The 17,242-nt window shown below is 73.4% G+C and carries 16 protein-coding genes; 10 read left to right on the top strand and 6 right to left on the bottom strand.

Features of this window, described 5'->3' with window-relative positions; genetic code table 11:
• Positions 1–292: 292 nt before the first annotated feature.
• The gene (locus tag ACFV2J_RS29770) at positions 293–1,051 is read right to left on the bottom strand and encodes a hypothetical protein (protein WP_385441530.1); all 759 of its coding nucleotides are present in this window, start codon (positions 1,049–1,051) and stop codon (positions 293–295) included.
• A 228-nt stretch (positions 1,052–1,279) separates the two neighbouring features.
• Positions 1,280–1,519, bottom strand: coding sequence for a chaplin ChpG (gene chpG / locus ACFV2J_RS29765; protein ID WP_385089260.1), 240 nt, complete (start codon positions 1,517–1,519; stop codon positions 1,280–1,282).
• Positions 1,520–1,886: 367 nt separating this feature from the next.
• Here chpG and ACFV2J_RS29760 point away from each other — a divergent pair, with 367 nt between their 5' ends.
• The 9 genes from ACFV2J_RS29760 (at position 1,887) to ACFV2J_RS29720 (ending at position 12,352) form a co-directional block, all read left to right on the top strand.
• Positions 1,887–2,336, top strand: a complete 450-nt coding sequence (locus tag ACFV2J_RS29760; protein WP_385089263.1) for a hypothetical protein — start codon at positions 1,887–1,889, stop codon at positions 2,334–2,336.
• Between the two features lie 41 nt (positions 2,337–2,377).
• On the top strand, positions 2,378–3,571 hold the full coding sequence (locus tag ACFV2J_RS29755; RefSeq protein WP_385089266.1) for a glycosyltransferase: 1,194 nt from the start codon (positions 2,378–2,380) through the stop codon (positions 3,569–3,571).
• Complete coding sequence (locus ACFV2J_RS29750) at positions 3,568–5,127, top strand: sugar transferase (RefSeq protein WP_385089268.1); 1,560 nt, start codon at positions 3,568–3,570, stop codon at positions 5,125–5,127. Before ACFV2J_RS29755 ends, ACFV2J_RS29750 begins: the two co-directional genes overlap by 4 nt.
• A 142-nt stretch (positions 5,128–5,269) precedes the next feature.
• Positions 5,270–6,784 carry an O-antigen ligase family protein gene (locus ACFV2J_RS29745; RefSeq protein WP_385089282.1) on the top strand — a complete coding sequence of 505 codons (1,515 nt, stop codon included), beginning with the start codon at positions 5,270–5,272 and terminating at the stop codon, positions 6,782–6,784.
• Positions 6,781–8,589, top strand: coding sequence for a murein biosynthesis integral membrane protein MurJ (gene murJ, locus ACFV2J_RS29740; protein WP_385089271.1), 1,809 nt, complete (start codon positions 6,781–6,783; stop codon positions 8,587–8,589). Before ACFV2J_RS29745 ends, murJ begins: the two co-directional genes overlap by 4 nt.
• Before the next feature lie 100 nt (positions 8,590–8,689).
• Positions 8,690–9,379 carry a polysaccharide deacetylase family protein gene (locus ACFV2J_RS29735; RefSeq protein ID WP_385089285.1) on the top strand — a complete coding sequence of 230 codons (690 nt, stop codon included), beginning with the start codon at positions 8,690–8,692 and terminating at the stop codon, positions 9,377–9,379.
• A complete protein-coding gene (locus ACFV2J_RS29730) occupies positions 9,379–10,512 on the top strand; it encodes a glycosyltransferase (RefSeq protein WP_385089274.1) in 1,134 nt (377 codons plus the stop codon). The genes ACFV2J_RS29735 and ACFV2J_RS29730 overlap by 1 nt, the downstream gene beginning before the upstream one ends.
• Positions 10,509–11,228 carry a lipopolysaccharide biosynthesis protein gene (locus ACFV2J_RS29725; RefSeq protein ID WP_385089276.1) on the top strand — a complete coding sequence of 240 codons (720 nt, stop codon included), beginning with the start codon at positions 10,509–10,511 and terminating at the stop codon, positions 11,226–11,228. Before ACFV2J_RS29730 ends, ACFV2J_RS29725 begins: the two co-directional genes overlap by 4 nt.
• 32 nt (positions 11,229–11,260) lie before the next feature.
• Positions 11,261–12,352 carry a GNAT family N-acetyltransferase gene (locus ACFV2J_RS29720; RefSeq protein ID WP_385089288.1) on the top strand — a complete coding sequence of 364 codons (1,092 nt, stop codon included), beginning with the start codon at positions 11,261–11,263 and terminating at the stop codon, positions 12,350–12,352.
• Positions 12,353–12,391: 39 nt separating this feature from the next.
• Here ACFV2J_RS29720 and ACFV2J_RS29715 read toward each other — a convergent pair whose 3' ends face one another.
• The 4 genes from ACFV2J_RS29715 to ACFV2J_RS29700 form a co-directional block, all read right to left on the bottom strand.
• Positions 12,392–13,807 (bottom strand): glycoside hydrolase family 26 protein, encoded by a 1,416-nt coding sequence (locus ACFV2J_RS29715; protein ID WP_385441523.1) that lies wholly within the window; start codon positions 13,805–13,807, stop codon positions 12,392–12,394.
• Positions 13,808–14,493: 686 nt separating this feature from the next.
• The gene (locus ACFV2J_RS29710; protein ID WP_385441532.1) at positions 14,494–15,375 is read right to left on the bottom strand and encodes a chaplin; all 882 of its coding nucleotides are present in this window, start codon (positions 15,373–15,375) and stop codon (positions 14,494–14,496) included.
• A gap of 136 nt (positions 15,376–15,511) precedes the next feature.
• A complete protein-coding gene (locus ACFV2J_RS29705) occupies positions 15,512–15,769 on the bottom strand; it encodes a chaplin (RefSeq protein ID WP_385091156.1) in 258 nt (85 codons plus the stop codon).
• 267 nt (positions 15,770–16,036) lie between these two features.
• Positions 16,037–16,450: a rodlin gene (locus tag ACFV2J_RS29700; RefSeq protein ID WP_385091153.1), complete on the bottom strand. Its 414-nt coding sequence runs from the start codon at positions 16,448–16,450 to the stop codon at positions 16,037–16,039.
• A 249-nt stretch (positions 16,451–16,699) separates the two neighbouring features.
• Here ACFV2J_RS29700 and ACFV2J_RS29695 point away from each other — a divergent pair, with 249 nt between their 5' ends.
• Positions 16,700–17,110 carry a rodlin gene (locus ACFV2J_RS29695; RefSeq protein WP_385091150.1) on the top strand — a complete coding sequence of 137 codons (411 nt, stop codon included), beginning with the start codon at positions 16,700–16,702 and terminating at the stop codon, positions 17,108–17,110.
• The last annotated feature ends 132 nt before the right edge of the window (positions 17,111–17,242 follow it).

Here is a 17,242-nt window from a genome sequence, read left to right as displayed (position 1 = left end):
ATATCGATACCACACTCTGACAACCGCAGCCCCCCGTCCCGAGGACCCTGCGCTACGGGGGGGGGGCCGCGCCCCCAGACCCCCCCCCCCCCCCACCACGGCCGGTCGGGCGACCGTGTCGCCTCAGGCGCCGCTCCCCACGCCCAGGAGGGCGGGAGAGCGGTCGCCGACGTTCACGTGGTCGACGTTCACGGCGCAGGCGCTCACGCTGCGAAGGTGCTCACCGCGCGGGCTCTCACCGTACGGGCGACGACCTCGACGTTCGCGTCACGGACGTTCGCGTCACGGACGATCACGTCGCGGGCAGACTCGGCAGCGAGGCCGACGGCAGGCTCGGCAGCGCCGGCAGACCGGGCAGGTTCGGCGCCGGGAGGCCGCCGCCGAGCACGATGGCGACGACGAGGTTGACGAGGCCGGTCACCACGGCGGTGGCCGCGGGCACCACCTGGGTGGCGTCGCCGGACGTGACCGCCTTGACCAGCGTGTCGACCGCCTTCTGCAGCGCGGCGAGGGCGTCGCCCGCGAGGTTCGCCGCGGCTCGCGAACCCTTGGCACGCGGCGCCTTGTCGTCCTGCTGCCCGGCGTTGCCTCGCTCCTCGGCGCGGGCGCGCCCCTCGACGTCACCCCGCTCCTCGGTGTCGCCACGCTCGTCGGTGTTCTTGAGCGAGGGCACGGCGGGCAGTGCGGGCGTGCTGGGCAACGTCGGCACGCTGGGCGCGGCGGGCACGGCCGGAAGCGTCGCGGTGGCCTTGGCGATCGCGTCCTTCACGGCCTGGGCGAGCTTCGTCGCGTCGGCGGCGGGGAGCTGGCCGCCGTCCGCCTTGAGGGCGGCGTTGAGCAGGTCGGTGACGGGGGCGAGGACGCCGCTGATGTTCGCGAGCGACTGGACCTGCGCCAGAAGGGCGTCCGCGCCGGGGACGGGTGCCGCCGCGTGGGTGCGGCCACGCGCAGAGTCGCTGCCGGCCGCGACGGCGGCCGGCCCGGCTATCCCGAGCAGGAGCGTGGCACAGAGTGCGGAGGACGCGATGCGCCGTGCGGGCAGAACACGCATGGATGTTCCCTTCGGTGGTGCTTGGAATCGTGTGCCCACCGTGTAAGCCGCAGTCGCTGTGCGCAACTGTACGAACGCGCTCCGTAGTCGCCGCGTGCCCCTACCACCCCCATCACCGCTGGTGAGGAGCCACACCGGGGCCACGCGCCACCTTCCCCCGTCCGGGGCAACGCGGACCGGCCGCCCTCCCGTGGGGGAGGACGGCCGGCAGAAGGGTCCGCGGTGACGTCAGCCGTTGGCGCAGGTGTCGCCGAACGCGGGGTTCAGCAGGCCGATCACGTCGACGGTGTTGCCGCAGACGTTGACCGGGATGTGGACCGGAACCTGAACGACGTTGCCCGACAGCACGCCGGGGGAGTTGGCGGCCGCGCCGTTTGCGCCACTGTCGGCGGCGGCGATGCCGGCGGTGCCCGCCATGGCAGCGGCGGCAACGGAGGTCAGGGCCAGGCCCCTCGCGATACGCGACATGGAGAAGTGCTCCTTGAAATCGTCACAACAGCCGGGCGGGATACCCGGCGCTGGAATCAACGCGCGGCGCATGCGCGGGTTGCGCCTCCAAAGGAGTGATCTCACGAACCCCTGGACGACGACTCCGGGGACACCGGGCGTCACGCCCCCTGAACCCGACGAGCAATCCGTCATTACGACACACTTGTCAGGTTTCGAGACTTAAATACCGATAAAGGCTAGAGTCGGCCACCTCCCGAGGCTGTTCGGAACCAGATGCCGGAAGGCGTCGAAATCCGACGGGGGAGTCAGCGCGCACCCACGTGATCTGCGGATGTCCGTTGCTCCGCCGGTCCAGAACCTTTTCCCCGAAAGGGCAACGCCGGTCATGCGTCATTCCCCGGGCCCTCTGCCGCGCCGCGCGACGGTGGACCGCTTCGCCCCCCGCGCCCTCCGGACAGCGGGCGGCCCCGCGAAAGCCGACGGCGACCACGGCGGCCACGGCGGCACCGAAGTCCCGCCGAGCCTCTCGGTCCGTGACGGTGGGCCGACCGCGCGGGGCGACGCCGGCGGCCCCTTGGACGACGTACTCGGCCTGTACGCCGCCGCGCCGGACGGCCCCCTGGACGACGTACTCGGGCCGTCCACCGCCTCGCCGCGAAACGCCCCGGCCGAACGCGTGCCCACGTACTCGAACACTCCCGGATACGACGTCGGTGTCCGCGGCCCGGACACGGAATTCCGGCTCGGGGGTGACCAGTTGGCCGTCCGGCTCGTTTCGCAGCGGGACGCGGCCTGGGTCGGAGCGCTGTTCGCCGCCGTCGACGCGCAGCGGTGACGCGTGCGTCAGAGCGCCGCCCGTCACTAAGGAACCCGCGCATGTCATTGCCATCGAGCGACCCCCCGCCGCGGGTCCTGCACGTCAGCCAGCCGGTGGACGGCGGAGTGGCCCGTGTGCTCACCGACCTGGTGAAGGCACAGCTCGCCGCCGGACTGCACGTCACCGCGGCCTGCCCGCAGGACAGCGGCCTCGCGCACACGCTCCGGGCGCTCGGCACCGACGTGACCCACTGGCAGGCGACCCGTGCGCCGGGGCCCCGCCTGGTCCAGGAGGTACGGCGGCTCGCTCGCGTCGTCGCCGAGGCACGGCCCGACGTGGTGCACGCGCACAGCGCCAAGGCCGGACTCGCCGGCCGGCTCGTCCTGCGGGGCCGGGTGCCGACCGTGTTCCAGCCGCACGCCTGGTCGTTCGAGGCCGTCGAGGGCCTCGCCGCGGGCCTCACGCTGAAGTGGGAGCGGTGGGGGGCGCGTTGGGCGTCCCGGGTGGTGTGTGTGAGTGAGGCGGAGCGCGTCACCGGCGTGCGCGCCGGGATCAGGGCATCGTGGAGCGTGATCCCCAACGGGGTCGACACCGAGCGCTTCCATCCCGCTGACGCCGCGACCGTACGGACCGGGATCCAGCCGCTCGACCGGCTCGATCCCACGGCTCCCCTGGTCGTCTGCGTCGGACGGCTGTGCCGTCAGAAGGGCCAGGACGTCCTGCTGCAGGCCTGGGACACCGTGCGGCGGCGGATGCCCGGAGCCCGGCTCGTACTCGTCGGGGACGGCCCGGAGGGCGCTCGGCTGCGGGCCGGGGCACCCGGCGACGTGCTGTTCGCCGGAGCCGCGGACGATGCCGTGCCCTGGTACCAGGCCGCCGATCTGGTGGTGCTGCCGTCCCGTTGGGAGGGCATGGCGCTGGCGCCGCTGGAGGCCATGGCCTGCGGACGCCCGGTCGTGATGACGGACGTGGACGGCGCCCGCGAGAGCCTGCCGCCGGGCCTCGACACCCGCTGTCTGGTGCCGTCCCGGGCGCCGGGACCACTGGCCCGTGCGATCTGCGACCTGCTGGCCGACGCACCGCTGCGCGAGTCGCTGGGCCGGCAGGGGCGACGCCACGTACTGACCACGCACGACGTGCGGCGCGCGGCCGACGCGGTCGCGGAGGTCTACCGCGAGTTGCTCACCGCGGCGCCCGGCGGGCGCACCGTGTGCGGGGAACACTCCGAGTGCAGGGAGCCCATCCACACGTGACTGCGGAAAGCACCGTTCCCTCCCCCGGCGGACAGCCCCGGGAGTACGGATTCTCGCCCGTCTCGGTCATCCCTTCACGCGGGGCCGCCGACGGCTTCAGGTTCCCCGCCGGGCAACGGCTGTCCGCCCCCCGTGCCCCGTGGCTGCCCCTGCTCGTCGTGGACGGCGGCGCGGCACTGCTGGCGGGCCTGTCCCTCGCCCAGGTCCAGCGGCAGCCGCCGCTCCTCGTCGCGCTGCTGCTCGGCGCGCTCGCGCTGAACGCACACGGGTCGCTGTACCGTCCCGGGCGGATCCCCACCGCGCTCGACGACCTGCCCGCCGTGTGCGCGCGGGTCGTCGTGACGTGGTGCACGCTCGCGGCCCTGCTGGCGGCGCTCTCCCCGGCCTCGGCGCTGCCCGCCCGGGCCCTGGCCGCGGGCTGCGTGCTCCAGTCGGCGGTGAGCTGCGCGGGCCGTGCCCTCGTGCACTGGCGACGCCGCCGGGCCCTGGTCGTGCGCCCCGACGCCACCCTGGTGATCGGCTCCGCGGGGACCGCCCAGCGGGTGGCCGCGGCCTTCCTGCGGCACCCGCGGTGCGGTCTGCGCCCGGTGGGCGTCGTCGCCGCCCAGGCGGCCGGCGCCGAGGGGCTGCCGGTCCTCACCACCGGCGAGGAGGTGCAGCGGGCCCTCATCCAGAACGGCGTGCGCGCGGTGCTCGTGGTGGAGCCGCGCCCCGAACAAGGCCCGCTGCTACGGGCGTTGGGCGAGGCGGGCTGTGCGCTGTGGCACGTCGACGCGGACTCGCCGTCACGGGAGGTCCCGTACGCGGTGCCGTGGGGCAGATCCCGCGCGGGCGCGAACGGCACGGTGGGCGCGAACGGCACGGTGGGCGGGAGCGTCAGGGCGGACGGGAGCGGCGGGGCGAGCGGCGGCGGCGCGGTGGGCGGGAGCGGGCGGCTCGCCGGGTTCTCCTGCCGCCGGATCGACGTCTCCCGGCCGCACGGGAACCTCGGCAAGCGGCTTCTCGACGTCGCCGTCTCCGGGACGCTGCTGCTCGTGACCAGTCCGCTGCTGCTGGTGTGCGCGGTCGCGCTGCGGCTGAGCGACGGACCGGGGGTGGTCTTCCGGCAGGAGCGCATCGGCAAGGACGGGCGGCCCTTCACGCTGCTGAAGTTCCGTACCCACCGCCCCGTCGACGAGCACGAGGCCGCTACCCGCTGGAGCGTGGCGGGCGAGCGTGAGATGAGCGGTTTCTGCCACTTCCTGCGGCGCACCTCGCTCGACGAACTGCTCCAGCTGTGGAACGTCCTGTGGGGCGACATGAGCCTGGTCGGTCCGCGCCCCGAACGGCCGTACTTCGTGGCCAAGTTCAGCCAGACCTATCCGGGCTACGCGGCCCGCCACCGCATGCGGACCGGCATCACCGGCCTCGCCCAGATCCACGGGCTGCGCGGCGACACCTCGATCGAGGACCGCTGCCGGTTCGACAACGCGTACATCGACAACTGGTCGCTGTGGCAGGACGTCTGCATCCTGCTGCGCACGGCTGCCTCGCTGGTACGTCCGACGGGGAGCTGAGCCGATGAGCCGAGCCCTGCCCCACTCACCACCGGCCACCCCCCATTCGCCACCGGTCCCCTGCCCGCCGCCGGCCATCCCCCACCCGCCGCGAACCCCCGGCTCGCCCCCGGCCACCCCCCGCACACCCCTGGGCGACGTGATGTCCGGGGTGCGGCGCGCGCTGCCGGTGCTGCCCGTCGTGGCCGTGATCGCGCTGCTCGGGCTGCCGATCGCGCCGAGCGGGGAGGGTGGCGCGAGCATCGCGGACGCCGTGTCCGGTCTGGTCGTGGTCTGCTGCGCGGTACGGCTCGTACGGGACCGCCGGCGCCCCCTGTCACCGGGCGCGGCGGTGGTCCTCGCACTGCCCGTGATCGGCATCGCGGTCGCAGCGGCCGGGGCGGCGAGCCCGGGGGCCGGGATCACCGGTCTCACCCGCTATCTGCAGATCTTCGTCCTGGTGCCCGCGGCCGTGCTGCTGCTGGTCCGGGACCGCCGCGACTTCCGCCTGCTCGCCTGGTCGTTCGTCGCCCTGGCGCTGTGGCAGGGGGCGGTCGGGGTGCACCAATACGTCACCGGGACCGGCGCCTCTTACCGGGGTGAGGACGTGCGGGCCGTGGGCACCTTCGGGCCGACGGACGTGATGGGCATGGCGACGGTGGTCGCCTTCGGGCTGGTGTGCGCGCTCGCGCTGGCGCTCGGTTCGGACACGGCGCGCGGGCGGACCTCGGCCGTGGTGTGCGCGCTGGTGCTGCTGCCGCCGCTCGCGCTGTCGTTCAGCCGGGGCGCGTGGATCGCCACCGCTCTGGCCTGCGGTGCTCAGCTGGCGCTGGCGGGGCTGCGGCGCGCGGTCAGGGTGGGCGCCGTGGTCGCGGCCGTGGCCGTGATCCTGGTGGGCGGACTCGGCGTCGGTACGGAGATGCTCCAGGAGCGCCTCGACAGCATCACGCAGGTCACCGACGCCCCGGACCAGTCGGTGGTGGACCGCTACACCATGTGGGCGGCGGCCGTCGACATGTGGCGCGACCACCCCCTCACCGGCGTCGGGCTCAAGGGCTTCCCCGACCAACGTGACGGTCACGCCTCGCTCGCCCTCTCCTCGGGCAGTGACATCGGGGGCGCCGGAGCCGAGTACAGCAAGCAGCCGCTGCTCTCCCCGCACAACATGTATCTGCTCGTGCTGAGCGAACAGGGCCTGGTCGGGCTAGTCGCCCTCGCGGGCAGCTGGCTGGCACTCCTGGTGTGCGCGCTGCGCGGGCTGGTCCGGGTGCGCCGGACACTGCCGGACGCCCTCCCGGGACCCGGCCACCGCCCGGTCCGGGTCCCGTCGGGGCTCGACTGCGCGCTGGTCTCGTGCGGGCTGCTCGGCTGGCAGTTGGTGGACTTCGTGTACGCGGACATCGGCGGGCCCTCGACCGTGCTGACGGGTGTCTGCTTCGGCCTGGTGGCCTGGTGGGCGCTGGTGGATCCGGCGTCCCCGATGTCCGCGGTGTCCCCGGTGTCCGCGGTGTCCCTGACCGCCGAGGCCCCGGCATCCTCGACGCCCACGGCCTCCCGAGCCCCGGCGTTCCCGACACCCCTCGACCCCGAAACCGCGGCGCCGCCCGCGTCCTCGTCCGCGTCCTCGTCCGCGTCCACGTCGGCGGCGGGCTCACCGGAGGAGGCCTCGACGCGATGACGGTGCAGCCTCCCCGGGCGGCGGCCGACAGCAGCGGCGGCCGCACCGGAACCGACGACGCGTTCGCCCTGTCGGCCGCCCTCGACACCGCCCCCACCTGCGCCCCACCCGACCCACTCGCCCCACCCTCGCCCCCTCCGCTGTCCGCTCCCCCCTCCCTCTCCTCCCCGTCACCCCCGTCCCCGCCGTCCTCCCGAACCGCCTCCGCCTCCGCCTCCCCCACCGGGCCCCCCACCGCCACCGCGGAGAGCGCCGCCTCCAACCGGTTCCTCGCCAAGGCCGCCCTCGTCACCATCGCGCTGTCGATCGCCGGAGCCCTGCTGGGCCTCGGACGCGACCAGGCCCTCGCGCACCTGTTCGGAGCCGACTCCGCGACGGACGCCTTCCTGGTCGCCTGGACCCTGCCGGAGTTCGCGGCGACGCTGCTGATCGAGGACGGCCTGGCCTTCGTGCTCGTACCGGCGTTCAGCATGGCGGTGGCGCGGCGCGCCCAGGGCGCCGTCGGCGACCCGGTGCGTGCCCTGGTCGCCGCGACCCTGCCCCGTCTCACGCTCGCCGTCACGGCCGTCGCCGCGCTGCTGATCGCCGGCGCGCCCTACCTCGTCGAGGCTCTCGCACCCGGACTGCCGGACCCGAGGCTCGCCGTGGACTGCACCCGGTTGACGGCCACCTGCGTGTTCACCTTCGGACTCGCCGGGTACTGCAGCGCCGCACTGCGGGCGCACCGCCGGTTCGTCGCGCCCGCGGCCATCTACGTCGCGTACAACACCGGCATCATCACCGCGATGTTCGTCCTCGGCGGCCGATGGGGGGTGCGCTCGGCGGCCCTCGGGGTCGCGGTGGGCGGCGCCCTGATGGTGGTCGCGCAGGCGCCCTCGCTCTGGCGGCAGCTGCGGCGGCACGAGGTGACCGCGGACGGGACGGGCGACGCGCAAGCGCGTCCGATGGACCTGACGCTGATCAGCACGGTGCTGCTCTTCGCCCTGTGCCGGCAGTCCCAGGTCCTGATCGAACGGTTCCTGGCCTCGTCGCTGCCCGCCGGTGCCATCTCGCACCTGAACTACGCGCAGAAGGTCGCGCAGATGCCGATGGTGCTCTCGCTGATGCTGTGCACCGTCACCTTCCCGGTGGTGGCGCAGGCGATGGCCGAGGGCGACACCGAGCGGGCCCGCGTCCGGGTGGAGCGCGACCTGGCGCTGGTCTCCTGCACGGTGCTCCTCGGCACCGCGGCGGTCGTCGCGTGCGCGCCCCAGATCGTCCAGCTGCTCTTCCAGCGGGGCGCGTTCACCGCGCAGGACACCGCGGCCACCGCCGCCGTGATGCGGGTCTACGCGCTCGGGCTGCTCGGCCACACGCTGGTGGGCGCGCTCGTGCGCTCGTACTTCTCGTCGGGGCGGCCCACCTGGTACCCGCTGTTCGCGATGACCGCCGGGATCGTCGCGACCTCGTGGATCGGGGCGCTGGCCGTCGGCAGCTGGGGCGTGTGCGGGATCGCCGCGGCGAACGCGGGCGGCATCACCCTCAGCGCCCTGCTCCTGCTGTCCGGCATGGGCCCGCGCAGTGTGCCGATCCGCACCCGCCGGGTGGTCGTGGAAGTGAGCAAACCGGTGCGCGCGGCGCTCGTCGCGAGCGCGGCCGGCGCGCTCTGCGCGAGCCGTGCGCACTCCCCCCTGGTGGGGCTCGTACTCGGCGGCACCGTCGTGACCGTCGTCTTCGCCGTGCTGGCCTGGGCCCTGGGGGTCCAGGCCCTCGCACCCGTCCTCCGTTCCCTCAAACGAAGGCTGCCGCATGTCCGTTTCCGCTGACCGCTTCAGACGTGTCGACGCCCGCGCCGCCACCGACCTCCGTCGCCGTACCTGCTTCCACACCGCCGTGCGGTCCGCCGACACGGTCCCCTGGGTCGCGATGTACCACTCCGTGGGCGACTGCTCCGACGACCCGTACAGCATCACGGTCTCGCCGGACCGCCTCGACCACCAGCTGGGGTGGCTGCGGCGCCGCGGGCTGCGCGGTGTGAGCATGGCCGAACTGCTCGCGGCCCGCGCCCGGGGGAAGGGCCGCGGCCTGGTCGGTCTCACCTTCGACGACGGATACGCCGACTTCGTCGAGACCGCGCTGCCCCTCCTGCACCGGCACGACTGCGGTGCCACCCTCTTCGTGCTGCCGGGACGGCTGGACGGCGACAACGCCTGGGACCCGCTCGGCCCCCGCAAGCCGCTGCTCGGCGCCCGCGGTATCCGGCTGGCCGCCGCCGAGGGCATCGAGATCGGCTCGCACGGCCTCACCCACATCGACCTGACCCAGGTCGACGACGCCCTGCTGCGCTCCGAGGTCGCCGAGAGCAGAGCGGTGCTCTCGGACCTGACGGGTGCTCTCGTCGACGGCTTCTGCTACCCCTACGGAACCCTCGACACACGGGTCGTGGACGCCGTGCGCGACGCCGGCTACACCTACGCCTGCGGAATCGATCCCGGCCCGCTGACCGGCCCGCACGCCCTGCCGCGCGTCCACATCGGACAGAGCGACACCGCCGTCCGCCTGCTGCTGAAACTCAAACTGCACCGGCTGCGGCGGCGTCCGGTCGAGGGGGCCTGATGAAGGCCCTGCACATCATCACCGGCCTCGGTGTCGGCGGCGCCGAGCAGCAACTGCGGCTGCTCCTGCGGCATCTGCCCGTCGACTGCGACGTCGTCACGCTCACCAACCCCGGCGCGGTCGCCGAGGGGCTCGCCGACGACGGGGTACGCGTCGTCCACCTCGGCATGACCGGCAACCGGGACCTCGGCGCGCTCCCCCGGCTGGCGAAGCTGATCCGCGGGGGCCGCTACGACCTCGTGCACACCCACCTCTACCGGGCGTGCGTGTACGGCCGGATCGCCGCCCGGATGGCCGGGGTGAAGGCCGTCGTCGCCACCGAACACTCCCTGGGCGACTCGCAGATGGAGGGGCGCAGGCTGAGCGCGGGCGTCCGCTCGCTGTATCTCGCCAGCGAGCGTCTCGGCCGGTCCACCGTCGCCGTCTCGCCGACCGTGGCCGACCGGCTGCGCCGCTGGGGTGTGCCCGGACCACGCATCGAGGTCGTCCCGAACGGCATCGACGTGGACCGCTTCCGCTTCGACCCGGTCCTGCGCGAACGCACCCGCCGCCGGCTCGGACTGCCGGAGGACGCCTGGGTCGTGGGCGGTGTCGGCCGGCTCACGGCGGCCAAGCGGTTCGACGTCCTGATCCGCGCGCTGGCCGAACTGCCCCCGGACCACTGGCTGGTGCTGGTCGGCGGCGGCACCGAGGAGAGCGTGCTGCGGCGGACCGCGCAGCGGGCCGGGGTCGCGGACCGGGTGCTGTTCACCGGAGAGCGCCCCACCGGCGGCGTCCCCGGCGCCGACCTGCCGTCGCTGACCGCGGCCATGGACGTCCTCGCCTCGCCCAGCGCCGAAGAGGCCTTCGGGCTCGCGGTCGTGGAGGCGATGGCGGCCGGACTGCCGGTCCTGTACGTGTCCTGCCCCGCGATCGAGGACCTGCCCGCGGGCGCCGCGCCGGGCGCCCGCCGGGTCCAGGGCGGCGCCGACTCGTTCGTACGAGCCCTCCGGGCCGTCCGCGAAGCCGGCCCCGGGCTCCGTTCGGTACCGGACGCGGCCCACCACTACAGCATCACCCGCAGCGCCGCGCAGCTCATGGACGTGTACGCGGCCGCCGTCTCCTGCACCCCTCTGGGAGTGAGTTCCTCATGACCGAAATCCCCACCAGGCAACATCGCCAGGCCGAACAGGCCGGCCCGGCGGACACGCCCGGCCCGGCCGTACCGGTGGCCCCGCCCGGCCCGGCGAGCCCGCCCGTCGCCCGTCGCAGGCGCCTGCCGCGGTGGCCCCTGCTCGTCGCCGGCGTCCTGCTCGGCGGCGCGCTCGGGGCCGCGTACGGCGTCGAGAAGCCCCCGACGTACACGGCGACGAGTTACGTCATCGCCGTCCCGACGGAGAAGTCCGACCCGGCGTCGGCGCTCGGCTTCGCGCAGGCGTACGGCCGGGTCGCCACGCAGCTCGCGGTGCTGGGGGACGCGCAGGCGTGGGCCGGGGTGCCGCTGAGGACGTTGCAGCGCAGCGTGCAGACCGCGACCTCCCCCGACGCCCCGATGGTCGCCGTGTCGGCCACCTCCTCGCGTCCGGGCCTCGCGGCCGGCATGGCGAACGCCGTCTCGCGCTCGCTGACCGAGCACGCCAACGCCACCCGTGCCAGTACCCACGTCGAACTCCTCCAGTTCTCCCGCGCGATGAAGCCGACCGCTCCCTCCTCGCCGTCGCCGAAGGTGACCGCCCTGGTCGGGGCGAGCGCCGGAGGGCTGCTGGGCGGGCTGGTCCTGCTGGTGCGCCCGCGCCGGGACAGGGACGGGGCCCGAACGGCCGCCGTGCCGAACCCCGCTGCCGCCCCCGACGCGCACGGACAGCTGTGAGCGCCGCCCTGCGGGTCGCGCTCGGCGGCACCCTGCGGGCCGAGATCATCACGGAGGAGCGGGAGTTCGCCGCCCTGGCACCCGCCTGGGAACGCCTGTACGGCCGGTGCGCCGCCGCCACCCCGTTCCAGAGCCACGCCTGGCTGTACTCCTGGTGGCTGTCGTACGGCACCCCCGGCCGCCTGCGTCTGGTCCTGGTCCGTGAGGGCGACGAGCTCCGCGCGGTCGCGCCCCTGATGCGCGTCCGTCGCCCGCTGCCCGCGCTGGTCCCGCTCGGCGGGTCCATCTCCGACTACGGCGACGTCCTCATCGACGACGAGTACGCCGACCGCGCGGCGGCGACGCTCGCCGAGGGCCTGTCCCTGGCCGCTCGCAGCGCGCTGATCGACTTCCGCGAGGTACGGCCCGGCGGCGCGGTGGAGCGGATCTACGAGCGCTGGCACGGACCGCGGCGCCGGGTGCAGGACTCGCTCTGTCTGGAGCTGCCCGCCCTCTCGATGGACGAACTGGTGGGCCGGCTGCCGTCCTCGAAGGCCCAGCGCGTGCGGGCCAAGCTGCGCAAACTCGCGGCGCTGGGCATCGAGCGCCGGATCGTGCCGGTCGGGGAGGTGGGCGCGGCGCTGGGCCGGCTGCTGGAACTGCACCGACTGCAGTGGCAGGGCCGGAAGGTGACGTCCGAGCATCTCCAGGATCGTTTCGCCGAGCACCTGGTCCGGTCGGTCGGGCCGATGGTGAGCTCCGGGGACGCGGTGGTGACCGAGTTCCGGCTCGACGGCACCGTGATGGCGGTGGACCTCACCCTGCTGTCCCCGCGCCTGGCGGGCGGTTACCTCTACGGTGCCCATCCGGATCTGCGCGAGCGGAAGGCGGACGTCGCCGTGATACTGCTGGACGCCTGTGCCCGGCACACCGAGGGGGACGGGCGCCGGGCACTGAGCCTGCTGCGCGGCGACGAGCCCTACAAGCACCACTGGCGCCCGTATCCCGTCGTCAACCAGCGGCTGCTGCTGGCCCGGCGGCGTACGGCGCCGCTGCTGTCGGCGGCGGTCTGCGACGTCGTCGCGCGCAGCCGGGGCAAGGAGCTGGTGCGCCGCTGGAGGGAGCGTGGTGGCGACGGGCCGTGAACGACCCGCCGTCACCACGAGGTCCCGGGCGCGCTCGGGTCACCGGTTGCGCGACCACCAGTCGAAGCGGAGGCAGAGCTTGCCTCCGAGCCAGTACTCCACCCAGTCGCCCAGTTCCACCGGCGAGCAGTTGGGCGGGTGCACCGGTGTCGGCACGGGTGTGGGAACGGGTGTCGGCACCGGCTTGGGCACGGACGGCACCGGTGCCGGCGGCGGCGTGGGCTGCGGTGCCGGGTCGATGTGGCCGGAGAGCACCTTGCGGTACACCTCGGACGCCTTCGGGTTGTCCGCGCACTGCCACACGCCGTGCGGGCAGTAGTCGGTCAGCGTGTTGTACAGGGGCCGGTGGTCGTCCATCCACGCGAGCATGCGCTTCATGTACGCCGCGTTGTCGCCGTTGCGGAAGAGGCCCCATTCGGGATACGAGATGGGCTTGCCGTGGGCTTTGGCGAAGTCCACGTGTTCCTGGAGGCCGTAGGGCTCCGTCACCTCTTCGTCGAACGACAGCCCGCGCGGCTGGTCGTAGGAATCCATCCCGATGATGTCGACCGTGTCGTCCCCGGGATAGCACTGCGTCCAGGGAACGGCGTCCAGGCCGCGGCTCGGGGTGAAGTCGAACCGGAACTTCTGGCCCGGTACCGACCGCATGGCGGTGACGATCCTGTTCCAGTACTTCTTCCACGCCTCCGGGTCCGGCCCGCAGCGGTGGGTGTACGTGATCCCGTTCATCTCCCAGCCGAGCACGATGACGGTGTCCGGCGCCCCCAGCCGGACCAGCCGCTGGGCGAGCGCGCGGAAGTGCAGGTCGAACGCGCCGTCGGCGCCCTGCCGCAGCAGCGCCCGCACCTCGGGGTCGGAGACGTTCTCCTCGTTGCGCTCCAGCATCGGCACGTTGAGGACGAGCATCCGGTCGGCCCGCTGGCGCCGCCAGTCCGCCCAGACGTCGAGGAAACCGGGCGGTCCCTCGATGTTGCTCCAGCGGTCACCGGGCAGGTACGTGTGCCCTACCCGCAGCTCGGTGCCGCCCAGCCACTGGCTGAGCTGGGCGATCCGGGCCACGCCCATCGGGCCGTAGTCGAGGTAGGCCCCGAAGGCCGGGCGCGGCACGACCGGCGCGGGCTTGACGGGCGCCGCGGGCTTGACGGGCGCCGCGGGTTTCGGCGGTGTCACGGGGGCGGTGGGCGGGGTGGTGGGTTTCACGGGTGCGGCGGGCGTCGTCGGCGCGGCCGGCGGCGTGGTCGGTACGGCCGGGGCGGGTGGCGGGGGCGGCGGCGTCGCGGGCTTCTGCGCCTGCGGTGTCACCGATGTCGGTGCCGGTGCCGGAGGATCGGCGACGCGCCCCGCCCCGGCGCCCACGGCGTACCCCGGGCCCGGAGCCAGGACGATCGACGCGACGACGCCGGCCGCGACGAATGCCAGCCTTCCGTTCCGGGACCATTGCTGTTGTGGGGCCATGCCTGCTCCGCTCTCTGCTGCTCCGGCTGCTTTCCTTCTCCTCCTCCACTGACACCCAGTCATATAAATGCCCATTCCGCCGACGGAGGCATCACTTTTCCGGCATTCCGGTCACTCGCGAGGGTGACCGGACCGAGGGGACCTTCCGTGCCGCTGCTCGGCGGAGCGCGGGTGGACGTGCGCACGGTCGCCGATTCGGCGGCGATTCCCCTACGTGGAACGGGCTTCGGTCCGCGAGACGCGTTCGCCGTGACCGACCGGCGCGGTCGGCGCGGACGGCGTGTCGGCATTGCTCCGAGTGGCCGCGCGTCCGTCCCGTCCGGCGGTGCTCGTCCCGATGGATGACGCGAGCGGCCCGCCCACGCGCATGCGGGCGGCGTACGGCCGGGGATGGTGGGGCTCGACGGCGGTGCGGCGGCGTCGGAGGCCGAACACCCCGGGCCGGGCGACGGGTTCGGCCGACCGGTGAACGGCTAGGGCCACCCGTCGGGGAACCGCGGGAGCCCGGCCGTGTGATCGGCGGCTCCACCGCGGCCGGCCGGGACGTCGGGTCCTCGCCGCCGGGTCTGTTCGTGACGGTCCCGGGAAGCGGCCCGGGACCGGCCCGGACGACGAGCTCGGGTGCCGGACACGATGTCGCGTCCGGCACCCGAAGCGTCGTACGGGCATCCTGCTGGTGCCGCGTACTAGCGACGCGACGTGGCTCGGCCTCGCCGGTACAGGACGGCGCCACCGATCAGCAGCGCGGCACTGGCGGCCGAGAACCCGAGTACGTCCTCACTGCCCGTCTGGGCCAGGGTGGGCGGCCCGGGAGGGGTGACGGGCGGCGTCACCGGCGGAGTGACGGGAGGCGTCACCGGCGGCGGCGTCACCGGCGGGGTCACCGGCGGTGGCGGGGTCACCGGCGGCGGGGTGGTCGGCGGCGTCGTGGGAGGCGGCGGGGTGTCGCCGTAGCCGTTCTCGCAGTCGTTGCCGAACGCCGGGTTGCCGATGCCGACCACGTTCGCCGTGTCGCCGCAGACGTTCACCGGGACGTCCACGGGCGCCTGCACGCTGTTGCCCGACCCGATGCCGGGCGAACCGTGCGTCTCGCTGTGGGCCCAGGCGCCGGAGCCGTGGGAACGCGGACCCGGCAGGACGGAGTCGTCGGAGTCCGTACCCGGGATGCCGGGGACGTGGGCGCCGGAGCCGTGAGAGCCGGAGCCCGGGAGGCCGGAGCCGTGGGTGCCGGAGCCCGGGAGGCCGCCGTGGTGGCCCGACTCGTCGTGGTACACGTGCCGGCCGCCGTGGCCGGACCGGCCCACCTGGTGGACGGGCTGGTGCGTCACACCGCGCGACCCTTGCGAACCCGAGCCGTTGGCGCAGGAGTTCCCGAAGGCCGGGTTGAGCGCGGCGATCACGTTGACGGTGTTGCCGCAGGCGTTCACCGGCACGTTCAGCGGAAGCTGAACCGTGTTGCCCGATCCGACGCCGGGCGAGTCCGCCGCGCCGCCGTTGGCCTGCGCGTCCGCGAACGCGGGGGTGCCGTACAGGGACAGGATGCTCGTCGTGGCCGCGGCCATGACCATTCCCTTGCTCAGGGTCTGTCGCAATCTCTTGTCCTCCCTGTGTGAAGAAGTGAGAAGTGAGGAAGGCCGGCCCCGGAACCGGAAAGGCGGTCCAAGGCCGGCCGTGACACAGCCGGGTGGCTGGTGTCCTGTCGCGTCAGTGGTTGGCGCAGGCGTTGCCGAACGCCGGGTTGAGCAGGCCGATGACGTCGATCGAGTTACCGCACACGTTGACGGGGATGTGCACGGGAACCTGGATCACGTTGCCCGAGAGGACACCCGGGGAACCGATGGCGGCGCCCTCGGCACCCGAGTCCGCGAAGGCCGGGGCGGCCATACCCAGGGCCATGATCGCGCCGGCGACGACAGCAGCGCTCTTCTTGTGCTTCACGTGCTTTCCCTTCTCTGCGGTCATGCCCCTATGACGGCCGAAGCCGAGCGAGCACAACGGAAGCGGCTCGCTTCATGACCTGCAGGCTGTAAACGAGGCCGGGACGCCCGAAGAAACTGCGGAACGCACGCCGTTTGGGAATTCACTCGAATTGCCCTGTTTTCATCTCGGAACCACGGCGGCACAAGGGAAGAAACGCTTCCCTGAATTGCCGGAAAGAGCAGCGGACCGCCCGCGTCGAACGCGACGGGCGGCCCGAGCCTCTTCGAGGCGAAGATTCAGCGGCGTGGGTCAGTGGTTGCCGACACCGTTGCCCGACAGGACCGGGATGTCGTCCACCAGGTGCGACAGCGGCTCGTCACCCTTGGCCTGGGTGGAGTTCTCGGCGCACTGCTGGTTCTGCGGGGCCGAAAGGATCGGGACGTCCTGGACGGCGACGGGCACGAGGACGCCGACGAGCGAGCCGGCGTTCGCCTTGGCCGGCAGGCCGACACAGAGCTTGTTCAGCGTGCCCTGCGCGAGGCTGAGCTGCGGGCTCATGTTGCCGCCGGTCACCGAGTTGCCGAACGACTCCGTGGCGCCGTTCCCGCTGACGGAGGTCGTGCCGTTGTCGTCACCGATGGCAAGCGCCTGGGGCGCGGCCGCCGCCGAGACACCGACGACGGAAGCGGCGACCGCCGCCGCGGCCATTGCCTTCTTGAACATTTCGCGTTCCTTTCCTGGCAGAGACACGTGTTCCTGCCCTGGCATCAACCCGGCCGCCTCGCATTGGTTGCGGTGATTCACCCGGTTGGCCCGTTCAACGGCCGGGAATGCGTGGGAATCCAGGGCGCGCGCGAGCCCGGGGTCCCTCGTCGATGTGCGCCATCGGAGTGAATGGCAGCAACCAAGACCGTCCGCCGTAGTTGACCAGTGCGCTCCGGTGGACGGGGTTTCTCCAGAAGGGACTAGCTAGTGATCAAGAAGGTTATGGCCGCCGCCGCGGTCGCCGCTTCCGTCGTCGGCGTTTCCGCCGCGGCCGCGCCGCAGGCGCTGGCCATCGGAAACGACGGTGGCACGACGTCCACCAGCGGTAACGGGGCCACGCAGTCGTACGGCAACTCGGCGACGTTCGGCAACATGAGCCCGCAGATGGCGCTCATCCAGGGCTCGCTGAACAAGCCCTGCATCGGCCTGCCGGCCAAGGCGAACCTCGGCTCGCTCATCGGCGCCGTGCCGATCGCCGTGCAGGACGTCCCGATCCTGTCGGCCCCGCAGAACCAGCAGTGCGTCGAGAACTCGACCCAGGCCAAGGGCGACGAGCCGCTGTCGCACATCCTCGACGACATCCCGGTCCTCTCGGGCAACGGTGTGGGCAACAGGTAGTCCATCTCCTGAGTTCCCGTCAGCGGGGGGGGGGGGCGCGCCCGCCGCCCCCCCGGCGGGTGGACCCCCGGGAGCCGGCGAGAAAGAGAGATAAAGAGAGAGGGAGGGTGTTGGGTGGGGTGGGGGTGTGTC

It is taken from the genome of Streptomyces sp. NPDC059668, from assembly GCF_042734135.1.
Classification (GTDB): Bacteria; Actinomycetota; Actinomycetes; order Streptomycetales; family Streptomycetaceae; genus Streptomyces.
Note: the sequence above shows the minus strand (reverse complement) of the source record. Positions and strands in the feature narration are given on the sequence as shown.